The following is an 18,156-nucleotide window of genomic DNA, read 5'->3' on the forward strand; positions in this document are numbered from 1 at the left end:
GGGGGAGGGGTTATCTCTATGCGATTGAAAATAGTTGCACTCTTCCTGTGTGCCTGCCTTATCGCTACCACCCAGCAGGGATGCTCACCCGCCGAAATAACGGGCAATCCATGGGAAAAGGATTTGCCGGATACAGCGGGTAAATTGGATGTTGAATTTCTTGGGATTAAACAAGGCGAAGCCAGCCTTTTGCGTTTTAGCCAGCATGCCGTACTTATTGATGCGGGAACAAAGCAGAGTGCACACGAAATAGTTGAGCAGCTTAAGCAGCAGGGCGTCAGGGAACTGGATGCGCTTATCTTAACTAACAGCCTGGGCGACTACTGCGGGGGAGCGCGTGAAATTATTCACAGTATTGCCGTTAAGCAAGTCGCACTGCCGGCGTTAACAGCTAAATCGATTATCCAGCAGGCTGGACCCTTTTCACCTGGTGTCCTTTTGCTTCGGGAAGGGAATACGCTTCATATGCCGGTCGGCATTGAACTCGCTGTTCTGGCCCCGGCGGCGCGGCCGTTTTTAGCAGCCGAAGATAATTCACTTGTGTTGCAAATGACGTATAATAAAATCAAGATCCTTTTTACGAGTGCTATCCATAAAGAGGCTGAGCAGATGCTGCTCCGCCAATCGCTTCAATCCCAGATACTGAAAGTAAGCGACGAAGGGGCGCCTGAGGCTACCAGTGAAGCTTTTATTGAGAAGGTGGACCCGCAAGCGTCTATTATTTTTACCGGGACACACACGCTCTCCCAGAACGAGGTCATCAGAAAGTTATCTGAAAATTGGAGTGACATCTATTTAACGCAGAAAAAAGGCACGGTACATGTGATAACCAGTGGAACTGATTATTCTATCTATACAGACAAAGGGCTTAAAGAAGGGACGAATTGAGGAAAGGACCAATGTGATGAAAACGCCAAAAATATCTGATGCGGTCATTCGCAGACTGCCTATTTATTTGCGCTACCTTAACAGCTTAAGAAATATGCAGGTGAGAACCGTTTCCTCACAACAGCTGGGGGAGGCTCTGGATTTGAATCCAGCCCAAATCAGAAAAGATCTGGCCCACTTCGGTGAATTTGGCCGCAAAGGCATCGGATACGAAGTGGAGTATTTAATTCAAAAAATAAAAAGTATACTTAAACTGGATCAGCAGGTGAATGTGGTGCTGATCGGGGCGGGGCATTTGGGGCACGCCATAAGCAATTATAACGCATACTTGAAAGACAACATGAGAATTGTATCCATACTGGATACAGATCCTGCAAAAATTGGCAAAGTAACGGCTGGTATCGAAATTTGTGAACTTGCCAGTTTGCCGCAGGTGGTGAAGGAAAAAAACATACGTGTCGGCATCATAGCAGTTCCTGCAGCTGCCGCGCAGTCGGTAGCCGATGCGCTTACCCACGCGGGCATCAGTGCGATTTTAAACTTTGCCCCGATTAATATTCGTGTACCTGACGGTGTACGGGTTCATGATGCAGATGTGACCATGGAACTGCACAGCCTTGCCTATTACCTGTAACACCCATGGCTTGCAAGCGGTGAATTTGTTTCGTTTCCGTTTAGAATCTGCACACCTTCCTCACACTAAAAGGAGGAGGTGGCGTTCCTTGCATACTATGTGGAAAGGAAGCATTTCATTTGGATTGGTCAACATTCCAGTTAAAATGTTTGCAGCAACAGAGGAAAAGGATATCCGCTTTCGTATGCTCCACAAAGACAAGCACGAGCCTATCCGGTATGTCAAAACGTGCGAATCGTGTGAAGGTGAAGTGCCGACGTCAGATATTATTAAAGGATATGAATATGAGCCCGGCCGTTTTGTCGTTGTAGAAGAGGACGAGCTTAAAGCGATCACCCCTAACACGCGAAAGACTATCGAAATTCTTGACTTTGTGGATTTAAAGGAAATAGACCCGATTTATTTTGACAGGTCTTATTTTCTTTCCCCGAATGAAACTGGGGACAAAGCGTATGTACTGCTCCGCTCAGCGATGCAGAATACAGGAAAAATCGCCATCGCCAAAATCACCATCCGCTCCAAACAAAATCTTGCCTGTGTGCGCGTGTTTGGCGACTGTCTCCTAATGGAAACTCTGTATTACCCGGATGAAGTGCGGTCGGTCCAAAACGTACCCGGTCTACCTGCTGGCATTGAGGTAAATGAGAAGGAGCGGGTAATGGCAGAACAGCTCATTGAACAGCTGACGAGGCCATTCGACCCGGCTGCATACAAAGATGAATATCGCGTGCAGCTGCAGGATTTGATCACCCGCAAAATAGAAGGCCAGGAAGTTCGCCAGATTGCGGAAGCTCCGCGGGCACGCGTAGTCGATCTCATGGAGGCGCTCCAGGCCAGCCTGGAGGCCAACAAAGGGACGAAGGCCAAGGCCCCGGCCAAGCGTGCACCGGCAAGAAGGAAAAAGAAAGCAGCAACTGTGTAGGCAACATTGAAAAAAAGAGCAGGCCAACCCTTGGCTTGCTCTTTTTGTTGATAAGCCAAGGGTTTGTGCTTCACAGTCTGAAGTAACTCGAGCGATTTTGTAAGGGACCTCCGGTCCCGAAACACCCAAGAAAAAACATCGTGAGGCGCATGTCCGCACCTTTCTTTCCCCTTGTGGAGCGTGTGAAACAGGGGGCGGAAAAGACCGGCAACTGTCTCCATCACTGAGATACCCAGATGTTTTGCCGGTCCGCACGTCGTTTCACAAAGCGGCCGTGAAAACTTCTATGAGGGGAAAGAAGAGAGCGGCATCGCCCGCGATGTTTTGCTCATTTCGCTGGTTCTTTCTTTTTAAACAACGATGGCAACCCCCGGGTTTTTCCGCCGTACGATTTGTCGGCGGGCCGGATGGCAAACAGACACACAATTACGGCTACCAAACATACGCCTGTAATCGTAAAAAACAATGTCTGCTGAGAAAACTTTATCAGAAGCGCAAAAATAGGGGGGCCAGCTGCTACGCCAACGAAGCGGGCACTGCTGTAAATAGAAGTTATGGTTCCGCGTTCTTCCTTGTCAAACTCCTGCGTAATGAGGGAATCCAGGCTTGGCAAAGATGCCCCTATTCCGATACCGCTTAAACATACCAAAAAAATAAGAAAGTAAAAATTTCTCGTAAAGCTGATCCAGAAAATGCTCACCGATAAAAGAAGCAAGGCGGAAAAGGCAAGCCATTTCATTAACTTCTTATTTTCTCCGATAATTTTCCCGGATAAATAGGAAGTGAGACATAAGGCTGCTAAAGGAATAGCTAAAATCATCCCTTTCATGATGCCGTCAATGGCGTAGCGGTCCTCCAGTATAGACGACAAATAAAAAAGCACACCGAATAAAACAAGCATAGCGATGCAGCCAATTAGAAAAATGGCGTAAAGCCAGCGGCCTTGTTTTTTAAAAATCCGCACGATTGATTTTCTATATGCTGAGAATTCTTTAGGTTGTTCCTTTTTCTTTGGTGTTTTTACAAAGAAAACAACAAGTAAAACAGAGATTAAGCAAAAAATCGGAATGGAGGCAAATGGAAGGTACCAAAGAAATGACGCCAGAAACGCACCTAAAATTGGGCTTAACACTTTGCCTAAGGTGTTCGAGGTTTCAATGATTCCAAGGCCGCTGCTGACGTCGCTTTTCCTTTTAAACATGTCGCCCACAAGGGGGATGACAATAGGGAACGCGCCGGCTGCTCCCGCTCCCTGCAGGAGCCGGCCAATAAGTATCAACACATAGGGATGACCAACATTAAACGCCGCCCAGCTGGACAACAGGCCTCCTACCCCTGCAACGATTAAACTGGGTATAATAATGGCTTTCCTCCCTAATCTGTCAGATAGCAATCCCGCGAAGGGTATTAAAATAATCGCCACTAACGAGTAGAGAGTAATCACCATACTGGCCTGCAGCGGGGAGATCGACAGCTTTTTTTCCATTATAGGCAGTACAGGGATAAGCATGGAGTTGCCCAGGGTCATCACCAGAGGAATTGAGGCAGCCGAAATCAAATCCCATGTTTTTTTCTCCTCCATAAGTTCCTCCTACCGATCATGTCGTCCAAAAAAAATAAAATACCCGCACTCAGACCGCTTATTTTCACTCAAAGGTGCATGTTTTAGGGTCCACTGGGATAAAACTTTGAATGCTTGGCTGGCGTAATGTCGCGTTGCTGGTCCACTCCATGAATCGAATTTTTACGGTTATCTCCGGAATCAGCCACACCGCATCTTTAAACCTGGCGTGATCATTTTTAAAGGGGTTTTGTGCCGTTTTTAATGGCTGGATGATATCGGTGAATTCACGCCACTCCTCTTTTGTTAGTCTGCCTGTTCCAGAATGCCCGATATACGTGAGCTGGCCGTCGTCATCATACAGGCCAAGCAGTATCGCGTTAACGATGCCTCCGCTAAACGTTACACCGCCAACTACGGCAATGACATCTTTGTAGAATTTTTTCTTTTTCCAGTGGGCATTTTTTGAGTTCATAAAGTATTTGCTGTTTAAATCCTTTACGACAATCCCTTCCATCTGCTGCTTCTTCATCACATCAAACAGGTTTTCGGCATCATGATGAATACTAACCAATTGCACCCTATCGTTTGGCACAATGATGTTCGACAAAATTTCAATTCTTTCCTTCAATGGCAGGATATTCAGCCACTGCCCATTGCAGTATATGACATCAAAGATCATATAGGTAATGGGCACTTGCTGCTCAGCAGCGGCCACCTTTTCCATTCTTCGGATTCCGTCTCTGCGCATGACCTCATGAAAGGATGGTTTGCCATTCAAACCCAGTGCAATAACCTCACCATCGAGGATAACGGAATCTGCCTGACAGTATGATTTTATATCGGATAACTCCGGATAATGAAAAGTCCGTTCGTGTCGTTTGCGATTAAAGAGCCTAACTTCTTTCCCGTCACAATAGGTGAGGATTCTAACACCATCCCACTTTATCTGGGCAATCCAATTATGCCCTTCAGGGATTGTCTCAGTGAGAACGGGCTCGAACGGAACAATTGGAGTAAGCTGCATAAATAACCCCTTCTTCCTTTTCTATCTAAGGCGCCGGGTACGAAAATCCGGTTGCTTCAGTTTTTATAGTCTGATCTAAATGAGTTGTTTTATAAGCTGTGCACCGTAAAAAACAAAAACCCTCGCTACATGGTGGAGCGAAGGCTTAAAATGGACTTTTTGCTTATTTTGCAAGAACGTCCTGCAGTTCTGGATGCTTCTCTATTTGTGCTTTAGCGAACGGGCATGTAGCGACAATTTTCTTGTGCTGATCCCGCGCGAATTCAACCATCCTTCTGACTAGCGATTCACCAACACCCTGGCCGCTGAGCGCGTTGGATACATGGGTGCTGTCCACTTCAAAGCCTGCTTCATTTGGCACATAATGAATTTCCGCAACCTTTTCTCCTTTGTCTTCAATAAAAAAACTGCTGTTGCCTTTCTTGATTTCTGACATGTGGCATCTCCTTTCGCCGAATGTTGGGGTTTACTAACGTCAGTTTTTACATTTCCCGTTTCTGTTACAAGGCGAAACAATAAGTGCATACTTCGCAAATGTGATAAAATAGGAGTATAGGTATTGCCTATTTCTGGGGTAGGAAGAATGTATTTTATTTATTAACTAAAGAGTGGTACAACTAATACAAAAGGTTTGAGAGGAGTATGGGTCGATGGTTAACAACCTGCTGGTAGAGAAAACAAATAGCCCCAAAGCAAAACCGGACCAAAAAAACTTAGGGTTCGGAAAATATTTTACAGACCACATGTTTTTAATGGATTATACCGAAGGAAAGGGATGGTACAATGCCCGAATTGTTCCTTATGGCCCATTCAGTTTGGATCCGTCTGCCATGGTCTTTCATTATGGCCAGACCGTTTTTGAAGGATTAAAAGCCTATAAAACTGCCGATGACCGGGTTCTTTTATTTAGACCTGACAAGAATATGGAAAGGCTTAACATTTCAAATGACAGGCTCAGCATTCCTCAGGTTGATGGGGATTTTATTATTGAGTCCTTAAAAGAATTGGTGAAAATAGAAAAAGACTGGATCCCGGTTGAAGAGGGAACTTCGCTTTACATTCGCCCGTTCATTATTGCGACCGATGCTTCGCTGGGTGTACACGCAGCGCACAACTATTTACTAGCGGTCATTCTAAGTCCGGTAGGCGCCTATTATCCGGAAGGATTAAAGCCTGTAAGAATCAATGTGGAAAGCGAATTTGTCCGTGCTGTCCGCGGTGGAACCGGTTTTGCCAAGACAGCAGGAAACTATGCGTCCAGTCTAAAAGCGCAGGAAGAAGCGCACAAGAGCGGCTATTCGCAAGTGTTGTGGCTGGATGGCATTCAGCACAAGTATATCGAAGAAGTAGGGAGCATGAATGTGTTCTTCAAGATAAATGGAGAGGTCTTGACGCCGGCATTGAACGGCAGCATTTTAAATGGCGTAACAAGAGACTCCATCATCACCCTTCTTAAGGATTGGGGAATTCCGGTTGTTGAAAGACAAATTTCTATCGAGGAGCTGTACGAAGCTTATTCGAACGGTACGCTGGAAGAAGCTTTCGGTACAGGTACGGCCGCTGTTATTTCACCAATCGGAGAATTAAATTGGCTTGATCATAAAATGATTTTAAACAAAGGTGAAATCGGAGAATTGTCCCAAAAACTCTATGATACCATTACGGGTATCCAGAATGGTGAAATTGAGGATAAGTTTGGCTGGACCGTGGAAGTTGAGAGCGTCAAGCTTGTATAATTTCAGTATAAAATCCTGATCTCCCTGGAATGCGTACTCACCAAGGGACAACAACAGCCCGTCTGCATTAGGCGGGCTTTTAGCATTGAAAAACAGCTAAGTGTACGCACGCTGGTGTTGTAATTGCCCCTCACACATTAGGTTATTTTTTCTTCGTTAAAGGAAAGAATAGCAAAAAAATGCGCGGGAGGGCTTCCATGAGTAAGAAGATGTCCATCACCAATCCCGATAAAATCATGTGGCCGTCTACCTCGACAACGAAAGCCGATTACATAGCGTATTTGCACATCGTAGCCGACTACGTCACAGCTTATACGAAAGACCGTCTGCTGACCCTCATCCGTTACCCTGGAGGGGTCGATGGAAAGTCCTTTTACCAGAAGCACGCACCGGCGCACACGCCTGAGTGGGTTGAGGTGGTTAGCCGGGGACAAGACCGTTTTATTGTTTGCAACAATAGGGAGACACTATATTGGCTGGGCAATCAAGCCGCTCTTGAACTTCACATCGCATTTAACACATACAGCAGGGAAGAGGAGCCAACAGAGCTTGTCTTTGATTTGGATCCGTCTATCGAGGGTTTCTCTCACGTTAGAGAAGCAGCCCTCCTTATGCGGGATGTGTTAGTTGGGGTTGGGCTGGTTCCGTATGTCAAAACATCAGGTGCTACCGGTTTGCAAATTTATGTTCCCATTCAACTGGGATATACGTATAGCGACACGCGCAGGGTTAGCCGGTTTATCGCTGAATTTCTTGTGCAGAAGCACCCTCGGCTTTTAACAGTGGAACGCCTGAAGCGGAACAGGGGAGACAGGCTTTATATTGATTATGTTCAGCATGCACCTGGAAAAACGCTGCCGGCTCCTTATTCAACGCGTGCCCGGCAAACACCTACAGTCTCAACGCCTGTTGCCTGGGAAGAAATCGAAAAAGGGTGCACCCCGGAGGATTTTACGATTTATACCGTACCGGAACGGCTGGAGAAGCAGGGGGATTTGTTTGCACCCCTGCAAAGTATAACGAGTAGGCAGTCACTGGATGCTATCCTGCAATTTCTCGATTGAAACGAAACGGGTACAAAGGTAAAATAATGTTTGTATGATGAACGAGAGGAGCTTTGGATGAAAACGATATTGATTAACGCGACCGTTCTTACAGTGAACCCAGATAACGAAGTCATTTATAATGGCGCAGTCGGGTTTGAGGACGGTGTGATTACATATGTGGGGCCATCTCCGTCTGGGCCTGCAGGCTTCGAAGAAGTGATTGACGCAGAAGGCCGGATTCTGATGCCTGGGCTCATTAATACCCATGGCCACACCGCTATGTCACTTCTCCGCGGATACGCAGATGACCTGCCACTCCAAGAATGGCTGGAGACGAAAATGTGGCCGCTTGAAGCGCAGTTTACCGAGGAACATGTGCGCTGGGGAACATCTCTTTCCATTGTAGAAATGCTAAAGACGGGAACCACCACGTTTGTTGATATGTATGACCATATGGATATGGTAGCTGAGCTGGTTACGGCTTCGGGGATGCGTGCTTCCCTATGCAGGGGTGTTATTGGGCTGTGCCCACCGGATGTGCAGGCCCAGAAACTCGATGAGGCCAGTGCGTTTGCGGCCCGCTGGAACAACGCGGCAGATGGAAGAATTAAGACGATGATGTCACCGCACGGCCCTTATACATGTCCGCCAGACTACATCCAGCGAATTGTGGCCAAAGCGGAGGAATTGGACCTGCCCATTCATATCCATATGTCAGAATCAGAGTGGGAAGTTCAGCAAAATGTGGACGATTATGGTTCGCGTCCGGTGCTGCACCTAGAGAAGCTGGGCGTATTTAACCGTCCAACGCTCGTCGCCCACGCCGTGCATTTAACGGATGAAGAGCTGGATATTTTGGCAAAATATAATGTTAAAGTTTCACATAATCCGATCAGCAATTTAAAGCTGGGTAGCGGCATCGCCCGTGTACCTGAGATGATGGAGCGCGGAATTTGCGTCTCGCTCGGCACAGACAGTTCGGCAAGCAATAACAACCTGGATTTGTTTGAAGAAATGAAGATGGTGGCCCTTCTGCATAAAGGGGTCCGCAAAAATCCTGTGCTCGTTCCGGCTACAGAAGCATTGCGGATGGCCACCATTTATGGGGCCCAGGCTCTTCTGCTAAGCGACCAGATCGGATCGCTGGAACTAGGGAAGCAGGCGGATTTCATCGTCATCGATTCCCACCGTGTTTTCTACCAGCCTGAGCATGACCCCGTATCCCACGTAGTGTATTCGGCCAGCGGGCGGGATGTAAAAGATGTATATGTAAAGGGAAAACAGCTTATAAAAGACGGGGTATGCCTTTCGATGGATGAAGAAACGATCAGCAAGGAAGCAAACCGCATGTTTGCCCGATTACAAAAATAGAAGGCGGAAAGCCTAAAAAATCCCCTGCTTTTCTGGCAGGGGAAAGAGGAATAGGTAGGGGAATAATGGTTAACTAGAAACTTCATGGATCTTCCATCTGAATCCATGAGGAAATATTTGGTTGGCGAAAGGCTGCAAACGGAAGCTCCGGCGCCGTTCGAAACGGCGATGAGAGGTATAACCACGATGGATTATGCTCGTCCATCAGTTCCGCAATTTTTGCCGGCAGTTCATCCGAAGGGTGCTCGATTTGCACTTCGCTCACCTCCTCGCTATAAATAGTATCTCCTGAGGGGAAAACCGTATGTTCACCAGTTTTTAGGACACTCCCCATTAACTTCAATGTGTAAGTAAAGGAGAATCTCACTATCATGAATTGGAAGCAGTTTGGGTTAATTATTGTGGGAGTTATCGTGTTTATAATGGCGGGCTGCCTGGTTATCTATTTTCATGTGACTGGGCAGGAGCAGACAATCGTTGACCAGGCAAAAGCAGAAGCCCATGCCAAGACACCGATCAACGAGGTTACCGCTGTGGACGTCTATAACGGAACCCGGAGCTATGTTACCGTCCAGGGGAAAAGCCGGACAGGTGAACCGCTTATCGCCTGGATTAACGGCAGTAAGGTAAACGTAGAAGACATGAACCGGATCGTCAATAAATCCGGAATCATTACAGCCATTAAACAGAAAAATCCCGGAGCTTACATCGTTCATGTTATCCCTGGCCAAGACGGGAACCAGAAATTTTGGGAAGCATTATTTATTGACTCCGAAGATAATTATAATTATTATTATGTTGACATCTATAGCGGACAGGTGACGAAAACGTATCGCTTGCAAAAGGCAACCTCATAAATGTAAGAGGTTGTCTTTTTTGTCACATTTAGAAAGTTATATCCACAAACTAATTATTTGTGATATACTACGTGATATACAAAGATATATCACTTGTAATGATCTAGAAAGGGTGAGGATAGGAGAGATGAAGGTACGTACATTCCCCATCTTTTTATCCGTCGTAATCAGTAGTATTCTACTGTTCGGAGGATGGTTCGTTTATCAGAGCCAGTTTGTTAAGAAGCCTATTGCCACACAGATTTCGGCTATTAAAGGAATTAAGCTCAACGATTTAACGATTGGTCGCGATGCTGTCGGAGTTAATGTATCTTTCTCTGATCCGAACGGCTTTGCTGATAAATATAAACAAATTCAGAAGATCGTTGCGGACAAAACAAATGGGAAGCCGGTCAAAATCGAACTCAATTCGCCTGACGCCATGCTTAAAAAAATATGGGAACAAAACTCTTTCGCTATATCTGAAGCAATGGACCTGCACACTTACTCGAAAATTCCTTTCGTACTTGAGAATATGAAGAATAAATATCACTTAGCCAACGTATATTCCCAAATGGATGACCAGAATATTTATATATATTTAAATGATGGAAAGAGCCCCTACTATGCTGTTCTTCCCAGATATAAAGAGGTGAACCGGATTGGGTAAAGAGATTTTATTCGGGACGTTTCCCGTTCTTATCGTGTTTCTCGTTTTTATTGGTGTTAACGTTGCGCCATTTATCATCGCGGCGCTTGTGCTCAGTTTGCTGATGTTTGTGATCATGCGCCAGGGCGGCATGTCTGTAACGCAGAAGAAAACATCAGTGGACACGCCTAAAACACAGATAAAATTCAATGACATTGGCGGGCAGGAACGCGCCAAGAAGGAACTAAGGGAAGCGTTAGACTTCCTTATCCATAAAGATACGCTTAAAAAATATGGCATTCGCCCGTTAAAAGGAATCCTTTTAACAGGACCTCCGGGCACCGGTAAAACCTTAATGGCTAAGGCTGCCGCTAATTATACAAACTCGGCTTTTATTGCCGCGTCTGGTTCCCAGTTCGTTGAGATGTATGTCGGGGTTGGTGCTCAGCGAATTCGCGATCTCTTTAAAGAAGCGAAGCAAAAGGCTGAAAAAAACAACCAGGACAGCGCCATCATCTTTATTGATGAGATCGATGTTTTGGGCGGTAAGCGTGAAGGTAGCCAGCACCGTGAATATGACCAGACGCTTAACCAGCTGTTGACCGAAATGGACGGTATTACGACATCTGAAAATCCACGTATTCTTATCGTTGCGGCAACTAACCGTGCCGACATGCTCGATGACGCGTTGATTCGGCCCGGCCGCTTTGACCGCCAGATTGTCGTTGATCTCCCAGATAAAAAAGCACGTAAGCAGATCCTTGAGATTCATGTGAAGAACAAGCCGCTTGCTGATGATGTAGACATTGATGCAATCGCACGGGATACGTTTAATTTTTCCGGTGCTCAGTTAGAAAGTGTAACCAATGAGGCCGCGATCTATGCATTCCGCGAGAACAGCACAGAAATCACGCAGCGCCATTTCTCCCACGCTATCGATAAAGTTATGATGGGAGAGCAGACTGACCGTGAGTCTACTGCAGAAGAACGGGAAAGAGTTGCTAACCATGAACTTGGACATGCAATAGTCTCTGAAGTGGTTCGGCCTCTCTCTGTTTCCCAGGTATCGCTGCGCCCTCGTGGGCAGGCCTTGGGATATGTCCGCCAGAGCCCACAACAGGACCGTTATCTGTATACTGTAGAAAATCTCGAACAGCAAATCATGATTGCTTTAGGTGGAGCAGTAGCCGAAGAAATCATTTATGGCGGGCGCAGTACGGGCTCACGCAACGACTTTGAGCAGGCGCTTCACCTCGTAAATACGATGATTGATACCGGCCTCTCCCGGCTGGGCATTGTCAAAGTGGATATGGTATCACGTGAAGCTCTGCATGAAGAACGCCAGCGCATTCTCAATGAACTGCTTGAGGAAACGCGAGCTGTGCTCCGCAGTTTCTTCCCGGTATTCAAGCATGCATTGGACCACCTCCTCCGCGAGGAAGTTCTAAACGGTGACGAATTCCGAGCTATGATCGCTAATGCCAAGAACATGGTCAAAAAAGATAATCTAGAAAAGATTGATACACAGCTTTTAAACGCATAACTGAAAGAGGCAAGCCTACAAGTTGATTCCATAAACCTGTGGGCTTTTTCCTGCTTCGGCTTGTGTTTTTTTTCAATCGCGCTACAATGGGATATAGATTAAAATGAGTAATCAACAGGAGGTTTAATTATGAAATTAGCGCAGCGTGTTCTTAAAGTTACCCCTTCTAAAACACTGGCAATTACCGCTAAGGCGAAAGAATTAAAAAGCCAGGGAATCGACGTTGTCGGCCTTGGTGCAGGCGAGCCAGATTTTAACACTCCGCAGCATATTATCGATGCGGCAGTGAAAGCCATGCAAGAGGGCCATACGAAATATACGGCCGCTTCCGGTATCCTGGAGTTAAAACAAGCTGTATGCGATAAGCTTTCCCGCGACAACGGGCTTACATATAAACCTTCTCAAATTCTAATCACGAACGGAGCCAAACACGCCCTCTATAATTTATTTCAGGCCCTGATAGATCCAGGCGAGGAAGTCATTATCCCCACTCCATACTGGGTAAGCTATCCGGAAATGGTTGTACTAGCAGAAGGAGTTCCGGTACATATTGAAGGAAAAGAAGAAAATGAATTTAAGGTGACACCGGAACAAATTCAGGCCGCGGTGACATCTAAAACCCGGGCCTTCATCCTGAACTCGCCAAGCAACCCTACTGGCAGCATTTATTCCCGGGAGGAGCTGGAGGGGATTGCACAGGTGTGTTTAAAGAATAATCTGCTGATTATCTCCGATGAAATCTATGAGAAGCTCATTTACGACGGCGAACATGTTAGCATCGCTACATTAAGCAGCGAAGTGTATGAGAATACCGTTGTTATTAACGGTATGTCTAAGCCATATTCCATGACCGGCTGGCGGATTGGTTATGCGGCAGGCAATGAAGCGCTCATTAAAGCGATGACAAACCTGTCCAGCCACAGCACATCCAACCCGACGACGTTTGCTCAGTATGGGGCGCTGGCTGCCCTGCGCGGTTCCGAAGAGCCGCTGCAGAAAATGAAAGCCGAGTTTAACAAACGCCGCAAGGCCATCGTTGACTTAATGAATAATATAGATGGTATCTACTGCGTGCCCCCTAAAGGCGCCTTTTATCTGTTTGCCAATGTCGCCGAAGCCATGAAAAAAGGCGGATATAAAGACGTTGATCAGTGGTCAGAAGATTTGCTGGAAAAAGAGTATGTAGCGCTTATTCCAGGTTCCGGTTTCGGAGCGCCAAACCATATCCGGATATCCTATGCAACATCCCTTGAACAGCTTCAAGAAGGGGCTGCAAGGATTAAAAGATTTGTTGAGGGTAAATAAAGTTGTCAGGGGCGATTTCGATAAGAGATCGCCCTTTTCTTTATCGAAAGCATATTTCGCTTTTGAGTATTAAATTTTGTTGGGACCGATACGTCCCTTTCTGGTTGTTGATATGTAAAATTAGTGTTTCACCGTGTTAAACTGCCTTTAGCGTTGTTTAAATGGGACCTCCGGTCCCGAAACACACTAGAAAAACATCGTGAGGCGCATGTCCGCACCTTTCTTTCCCACAGGCCGAAAGGTGTTTCCATTTTACCTTTCGGCATAAGTGCAACTTAGGTTGCTGCCTGCGCTATAGCTTGGCGCAACCTAGTTTTCTAATGGAGCGTCTGGAACAGAGGGTGAAAAGACCGGCAACCTGTCTCCATCATTGAGACACCCAGATGTTGCACCGAAACGGTATAAAGGAATCTAAGGCCATCGCCTGCGCTTGCCGCTAGCCAAGATTCCCTAATGACGGTCCGCCCGTCGTTCCACAAAGCGGCCGTAAAAACTTCTAGGAGGGGAAAGGAGAGAGCGGCATGGCCCGCGATGTTTTTCTCAGGTTGGTGCTTTAACCCTGTTAAGGGTAGGCCTTTTTTCTGTATCTTTTGGTTTAGTCTTAGGTCCGCTCTGCTTCTGCGGATTAATAAAGAAGTAGCTCACAATTAGTGTAGCCAGGCTGATGCCCGATACGGTAAAGAACAGTGCGCGGTGCGATATATCCATTAGCCATCCGAAAAATGGAGGCCCGACAGCGACACCAAAGAAACGGACACTTCCGTACAGCGCAGTAATCATGCCCCGCTCAGATTTTTGGACAGCGCCGGTTATAATGGTGTTCACACAGGGCAGCGTTAAGCCAATACCTATGCTGCCCACAGTTAAAAGGGCAACAATCACATAGATATTCTCAAAAAAAGACACAATGATCATCGCAGCTGTCAAAATGATAAGTCCCAGCACCATGATTTTTCTGATCAGCTTCATGTTCTGTTTAATTGAAGCACCTGTGAAATAAGAGGTTGTAACGAGACCGAGGAGAGGAATGGCCAAAATCGGCCCTTTCAGAAAACCGGACACATTGTACTCGTCTTCTAAAATATTCGATAAGTAAAAGAGAACGCCGAACAGGATGAATAAACCGATGGACCCGACAAGAAAAGATGAAATAAGCCAGCTTCCTTTTTTCTTAAAAATGCCTTTTATCTTTTGCACATATTTAGAAACCGATACCGGTTCCGGCCGTTCTGGTTCTTTTATAACAAACCAGGTCAATGCGGCTACAATGAAACACAGGACCGGAAAAGTAAAAAATACAGCATACCAGGATATTAAAGCAATGAGGGAACCGAGAATGGGGGAGATGATTTTTCCGAATCCGTTAGCGGCTTCGTTAATGCCAAGCACCCGGCTTTCTTCTCCACCTTTATACATGTCCCCGATAAGGGCCATCGCAACAGGAGACGTTCCGGCTGCACCAAATCCCTGGAAAATCCGGCCGATTAGAATGTACGGATAAGAATCCTTAATGAGCCAGGCTGTGACACCCGAGAATATTCCCCCTAATCCATACAACAGCAATGCAATGCCGATGATTGGTTTGCGTCCAAATCGGTCAGACAGGTATCCAACAAAGGGCATTACAATCCCGGCGGCAAACGAAAAAACGGATATGATAAGGCTGCTCTGGAATTTTGATATTCCAAGTTGTGATTCCATCGTCGGCAATCCAGGAACAAGCATCGAATTGCCAAGAACCATAACAATCGGAATTAAAGCAAGCGTAGTGAGTGAGATAAAACTTGTGTTTTTAGCTTTCTCCATGCGTTACCCTATCCTTTCTTAATCGTATAGGAAAGTATATTTTGCTTTAACGTGTTGAAGTGCGTTGAGCGCATTCTTTAAATGGGACCTCCGGTCCCGAAACACCCCGAATTTAGATTGCCCTCAGCCAGGTCAATGTATGTTCAGGAATGAAAAGAAAACAACAAGAGCACAAGCAAAGGAGTAGTTTGCAAAATAGGGCGCGCAATAGTATAATTCTGTAGGTTTAACATCATGTTTGCAAGGGGACTGAGAAAATGCTCACAACCATATCACGTATAGGAAAACATGTTGGAGAAGAAGTAAGGCTCGGCGGGTGGCTATTTAATAAGCGATCCAGCGGGAAAATCCAATTTCTTCAACTTCGCGACGGCACTGGTTTTATTCAGGGCGTTGTTGTAAAAAACGAAGTTGCCCCTGAGGTTTGGGAAGCAGCTAAATCATTGACACAGGAGAGTTCCTTGTATGTAACCGGCACAGTGCGTGCCGATGAACGCGCTAAGTCGGGTTACGAATTAACGGTTACGGGCGTGGAGCCGATACAGATTGCCCATGAATATCCGATTACACCGAAGGAGCATGGGATTGAGTTCCTGATGGATCACCGCCATCTCTGGATACGCTCCATGCGCCAACAGGCTGTGTTGAGCATCCGTTCCGCGATCATTCAGGCGGTTTATAAATTTTTTGATGAGCGCGGTTTCTTTAAAGTGGACCCTCCTATTCTAACACCTACATCAGCGGAAGGGACAACGACGCTGTTTCATACTCAATATTTTGACGAAGAAGCTTATCTGTCACAGAGCGGCCAGCTTTACATGGAAGCGGCGGCAATGGCCATGGGGCGCGTGTTTTCATTTGGGCCGACATTCCGTGCAGAGAAGTCCAAAACCCGCCGGCATTTGATCGAATTCTGGATGATTGAGCCCGAGATGGCTTTTGCCGATCATGAAGAGAATCTTCGCGTTCAGGAAGAGTTTGTCAGCTATGTCGTCCAATATGTGCTGAAGAACTGCCAGCTTGAACTGAAACGCCTGGATCGCGACGTGTCAAAGCTTGAGAATATTAAAGCGCCTTTCCCCCGTATTACATATGATGAAGCCATTCAGATGCTTCAGAAAGAAGGCCATGAAATTCAGTGGGGCGAAGATTTTGGCGCACCACATGAAACGGCTATTGCAGAGAAATTTGATAGGCCGGTATTTATTACCCATTATCCAACAAGCATCAAAGCTTTCTATATGAAGCCGGACCCGAATCGGCCGGAAGTTGTTCTGTGCGCAGACTTAATTGCTCCTGAGGGTTATGGGGAGATAATAGGCGGCAGCCAGCGGATCGATGACCTCGAATTGATGAATGAGAGGTATAAAGAACACCAGTTAAACCCGGAAGCCTACCAGTGGTATCTAGATCTCAGGCAGTATGGTTCCGTTCCGCATTCCGGATTCGGACTTGGACTGGAGCGGACAGTAGCCTGGATTTGCGGTACAGAACATGTCCGCGAAACCATTCCGTTCCCTCGTTTGTTAAACCGCCTTTATCCGTAGGACGAGTGTTTCCTGAATATCAAGTCTAAACTTGTCGAATAACACCTGCTATAATGGGATGTACGTGAGGTGGGTTTTACGATGAGTGAGCTATTGTATAAATCACTGGAAGCTGGAACAACAGCTTTGCCAAATATTGTATTGCAGAACTATGTAAGTATTGGACTTACAGATAAAGAAATGATGCTGGTTATCCACCTGCTCAGTTTTAAAGCGGAAGGGAACTTATTCCCCACGATACACGAACTCGAAGGCCGGATGTCGGTAGATTCCCAGACGATTATTCAGATTATGCAGAGGCTTGTTCAGCATAATTACCTGTCTATTGAAGAGGATGTTGACCCCAAAACGGGTGTCCGGTCTGAATGGTACTGTTTTGTTCCACTACATAAAAAAATTGTCGCCTTCCTGGAAGACGCTATTCAGCAGGTTCAGCAAGCTGAAAGCGATGGGGAAATACGCAAAAGCCTTTATACCGTTTTTGAAGAGGAATTCGGCCGTCCGCTATCTCCCATTGAGTGCGAAAACCTGGCGATGTGGCTGGATCAAGACGGTTATTCAGAAGAGTTGGTTATTGCCGCGCTGCGCGAGGCTGTGATGTCAGGGAAGCTCTTTTTTCGGTATATTGATCGGATTTTGTTTGAATGGCACCGCAATAATGTCCGCACGCCTCATGAAGCGCGCGAATACAGCATGAAGTTTCGGCGCTACCAGAAAAATAATTTTTATCAGCAGCAGATGCCAAAAGCGGCAACAGGGGATGTGCCGCCGGAGTTTCCTTTTTACAATTGGTTAGAAGAAGGCAGCGAGTCGTAAGGCCGCTGTCTTCTTTCCCGTATAGGCGATAAGGGGGAAGGAAATTGAGTAACCTTGATGATTTATTTATTTGCACGAATCCTACGCGCAGGGATGTCAAGAAAATATACCGGGATGAAAAATATGCCCGCGGAATCATTCAGGCAAATGGGGACGTGGTTGTCTGGAATGGCGAGGTTATGCATACCAGAGTGTTGCCTTATCTAACAGAGGCAGGGATTCATTTCAGTCTGTTTAACGACAAACTTGAGATTTGCTGGCAGTTTGAATCGTGGAAGGAAATCCAGCGCCGCCTGGTTCTGGCCAGGCCGTATCTTATTGTGCTTGGTTTCCCGGAAGACGGCAGAATTGTTATGGATACGAGATACTACACACACACAGAGACGTCCTTTCCTGAAATCCGATATCATCAACTTTTTGAAGAAGGATTTGAAATAAAACCTTTGTCATGATCCTTACCTTATGGAGA

Annotated in this window: 18 protein-coding genes; 13 read left to right on the top strand and 5 right to left on the bottom strand. The window is 46.3% G+C overall.

All coding sequences use genetic code 11. The features are described 5' to 3' along the window. Positions 1-18: 18 nt before the first annotated feature. From PP175_RS09485 to ku, 3 genes are all read left to right on the top strand, one after another. Positions 19-888 carry a ComEC/Rec2 family competence protein gene (locus tag PP175_RS09485; protein WP_272442505.1) on the top strand — a complete coding sequence of 290 codons (870 nt, stop codon included), beginning with the start codon at positions 19-21 and terminating at the stop codon, positions 886-888. Beyond that, positions 884-1,522 (top strand): redox-sensing transcriptional repressor Rex, encoded by a 639-nt coding sequence (locus tag PP175_RS09490; RefSeq protein WP_272443231.1) that lies wholly within the window; start codon positions 884-886, stop codon positions 1,520-1,522. The genes PP175_RS09485 and PP175_RS09490 overlap by 5 nt, the downstream gene beginning before the upstream one ends. Before the next feature lie 97 nt (positions 1,523-1,619). Then, positions 1,620-2,444 (top strand): non-homologous end joining protein Ku, encoded by an 825-nt coding sequence (ku, locus tag PP175_RS09495; RefSeq protein WP_334314209.1) that lies wholly within the window; start codon positions 1,620-1,622, stop codon positions 2,442-2,444. Positions 2,445-2,772: 328 nt separating this feature from the next. On the opposite strand, the gene PP175_RS09500 is transcribed toward ku, so the two are convergent. From PP175_RS09500 to PP175_RS09510, 3 genes are all read right to left on the bottom strand, one after another. Then, on the bottom strand, positions 2,773-4,026 hold the full coding sequence (locus tag PP175_RS09500; protein ID WP_272442507.1) for a bacillibactin exporter BcbE: 1,254 nt from the start codon (positions 4,024-4,026) through the stop codon (positions 2,773-2,775). A gap of 64 nt (positions 4,027-4,090) precedes the next feature. After that, on the bottom strand, positions 4,091-5,032 hold the full coding sequence (locus tag PP175_RS09505; protein WP_272442508.1) for an ATP-dependent DNA ligase: 942 nt from the start codon (positions 5,030-5,032) through the stop codon (positions 4,091-4,093). A gap of 163 nt (positions 5,033-5,195) precedes the next feature. After that, a complete protein-coding gene (locus PP175_RS09510; RefSeq protein ID WP_272442509.1) occupies positions 5,196-5,468 on the bottom strand; it encodes a GNAT family N-acetyltransferase in 273 nt (90 codons plus the stop codon). A gap of 214 nt (positions 5,469-5,682) precedes the next feature. On the opposite strand from PP175_RS09510, the gene PP175_RS09515 reads away from it, so the two are divergent. The 3 genes from PP175_RS09515 (at position 5,683) to PP175_RS09525 (ending at position 9,185) form a co-directional block, all read left to right on the top strand. Then, positions 5,683-6,768 (top strand): branched-chain amino acid aminotransferase, encoded by a 1,086-nt coding sequence (locus PP175_RS09515; RefSeq protein WP_272442510.1) that lies wholly within the window; start codon positions 5,683-5,685, stop codon positions 6,766-6,768. Between the two features lie 197 nt (positions 6,769-6,965). After that, positions 6,966-7,832 carry a non-homologous end-joining DNA ligase gene (gene ligD, locus PP175_RS09520; protein ID WP_272442511.1) on the top strand — a complete coding sequence of 289 codons (867 nt, stop codon included), beginning with the start codon at positions 6,966-6,968 and terminating at the stop codon, positions 7,830-7,832. 57 nt (positions 7,833-7,889) lie between these two features. Continuing rightward, positions 7,890-9,185 carry an amidohydrolase family protein gene (locus PP175_RS09525; protein ID WP_272442512.1) on the top strand — a complete coding sequence of 432 codons (1,296 nt, stop codon included), beginning with the start codon at positions 7,890-7,892 and terminating at the stop codon, positions 9,183-9,185. 82 nt (positions 9,186-9,267) lie between these two features. On the opposite strand, the gene PP175_RS09530 is transcribed toward PP175_RS09525, so the two are convergent. Next, a complete protein-coding gene (locus tag PP175_RS09530; RefSeq protein ID WP_272442513.1) occupies positions 9,268-9,441 on the bottom strand; it encodes a hypothetical protein in 174 nt (57 codons plus the stop codon). Positions 9,442-9,556: 115 nt separating this feature from the next. On the opposite strand from PP175_RS09530, the gene PP175_RS09535 reads away from it, so the two are divergent. The 4 genes from PP175_RS09535 to PP175_RS09550 all read left to right on the top strand — a co-directional run bounded on the left by PP175_RS09535 (position 9,557) and on the right by PP175_RS09550 (position 13,518). Further along, positions 9,557-10,042, top strand: a complete 486-nt coding sequence (locus tag PP175_RS09535) for a cell wall elongation regulator TseB-like domain-containing protein (protein ID WP_272442514.1) — start codon at positions 9,557-9,559, stop codon at positions 10,040-10,042. Between the two features lie 127 nt (positions 10,043-10,169). Further along, on the top strand, positions 10,170-10,691 hold the full coding sequence (locus tag PP175_RS09540) for a hypothetical protein (RefSeq protein ID WP_272442515.1): 522 nt from the start codon (positions 10,170-10,172) through the stop codon (positions 10,689-10,691). Continuing rightward, complete coding sequence (locus PP175_RS09545; protein WP_272442516.1) at positions 10,684-12,213, top strand: AAA family ATPase; 1,530 nt, start codon at positions 10,684-10,686, stop codon at positions 12,211-12,213. Before PP175_RS09540 ends, PP175_RS09545 begins: the two co-directional genes overlap by 8 nt. A gap of 129 nt (positions 12,214-12,342) precedes the next feature. Then, positions 12,343-13,518, top strand: a complete 1,176-nt coding sequence (locus PP175_RS09550) for a pyridoxal phosphate-dependent aminotransferase (RefSeq protein WP_272442517.1) — start codon at positions 12,343-12,345, stop codon at positions 13,516-13,518. Positions 13,519-14,058: 540 nt separating this feature from the next. Here the strand turns inward: PP175_RS09550 and PP175_RS09555 are convergent. Then, entirely contained in the window at positions 14,059-15,324 is a 1,266-nt protein-coding gene (locus PP175_RS09555; protein ID WP_272442518.1) for an MFS transporter, read from the bottom strand. 257 nt (positions 15,325-15,581) lie between these two features. Between PP175_RS09555 and asnS the strand changes: the two genes are divergently transcribed. The 3 genes from asnS to PP175_RS09570 all read left to right on the top strand — a co-directional run bounded on the left by asnS (position 15,582) and on the right by PP175_RS09570 (position 18,139). Next, positions 15,582-16,871 carry an asparagine--tRNA ligase gene (gene asnS / locus PP175_RS09560; RefSeq protein WP_272442519.1) on the top strand — a complete coding sequence of 430 codons (1,290 nt, stop codon included), beginning with the start codon at positions 15,582-15,584 and terminating at the stop codon, positions 16,869-16,871. An 81-nt stretch (positions 16,872-16,952) separates the two neighbouring features. Further along, positions 16,953-17,687, top strand: coding sequence for a DnaD domain-containing protein (locus tag PP175_RS09565; protein ID WP_272442520.1), 735 nt, complete (start codon positions 16,953-16,955; stop codon positions 17,685-17,687). 44 nt (positions 17,688-17,731) lie between these two features. Further along, complete coding sequence (locus PP175_RS09570) at positions 17,732-18,139, top strand: hypothetical protein (RefSeq protein ID WP_272442521.1); 408 nt, start codon at positions 17,732-17,734, stop codon at positions 18,137-18,139. Positions 18,140-18,156 lie beyond the last annotated feature (17 nt).

The organism is Aneurinibacillus sp. Ricciae_BoGa-3 (assembly GCF_028421645.1).
In the GTDB taxonomy this organism is placed as follows: domain Bacteria; phylum Bacillota; class Bacilli; order Aneurinibacillales; family Aneurinibacillaceae; genus Aneurinibacillus_B.

What these genes read in the sequence shown, in the direction of transcription:
- PP175_RS09485 (WP_272442505.1), top strand. Translation starts at nt 19, where the DNA reads ATGCGATTGAAAATAGTTGCACTCTTCCTGTGTGCCTGCCTTATCGCT.
- ku (WP_334314209.1), top strand. Translation starts at nt 1,620, where the DNA reads ATGTGGAAAGGAAGCATTTCATTTGGATTGGTCAACATTCCAGTTAAA.
- PP175_RS09500 (WP_272442507.1), bottom strand. Translation starts at nt 4,026, where the DNA reads ATGGAGGAGAAAAAAACATGGGATTTGATTTCGGCTGCCTCAATTCCT.
- PP175_RS09505 (WP_272442508.1), bottom strand. Translation starts at nt 5,032, where the DNA reads ATGCAGCTTACTCCAATTGTTCCGTTCGAGCCCGTTCTCACTGAGACA.
- PP175_RS09510 (WP_272442509.1), bottom strand. Translation starts at nt 5,468, where the DNA reads ATGTCAGAAATCAAGAAAGGCAACAGCAGTTTTTTTATTGAAGACAAA.
- PP175_RS09515 (WP_272442510.1), top strand. Translation starts at nt 5,683, where the DNA reads ATGGTTAACAACCTGCTGGTAGAGAAAACAAATAGCCCCAAAGCAAAA.
- ligD (WP_272442511.1), top strand. Translation starts at nt 6,966, where the DNA reads ATGAGTAAGAAGATGTCCATCACCAATCCCGATAAAATCATGTGGCCG.
- PP175_RS09525 (WP_272442512.1), top strand. Translation starts at nt 7,890, where the DNA reads ATGAAAACGATATTGATTAACGCGACCGTTCTTACAGTGAACCCAGAT.
- PP175_RS09535 (WP_272442514.1), top strand. Translation starts at nt 9,557, where the DNA reads ATGAATTGGAAGCAGTTTGGGTTAATTATTGTGGGAGTTATCGTGTTT.
- PP175_RS09540 (WP_272442515.1), top strand. Translation starts at nt 10,170, where the DNA reads ATGAAGGTACGTACATTCCCCATCTTTTTATCCGTCGTAATCAGTAGT.
- PP175_RS09550 (WP_272442517.1), top strand. Translation starts at nt 12,343, where the DNA reads ATGAAATTAGCGCAGCGTGTTCTTAAAGTTACCCCTTCTAAAACACTG.
- PP175_RS09555 (WP_272442518.1), bottom strand. Translation starts at nt 15,324, where the DNA reads ATGGAGAAAGCTAAAAACACAAGTTTTATCTCACTCACTACGCTTGCT.
- asnS (WP_272442519.1), top strand. Translation starts at nt 15,582, where the DNA reads ATGCTCACAACCATATCACGTATAGGAAAACATGTTGGAGAAGAAGTA.
- PP175_RS09565 (WP_272442520.1), top strand. Translation starts at nt 16,953, where the DNA reads ATGAGTGAGCTATTGTATAAATCACTGGAAGCTGGAACAACAGCTTTG.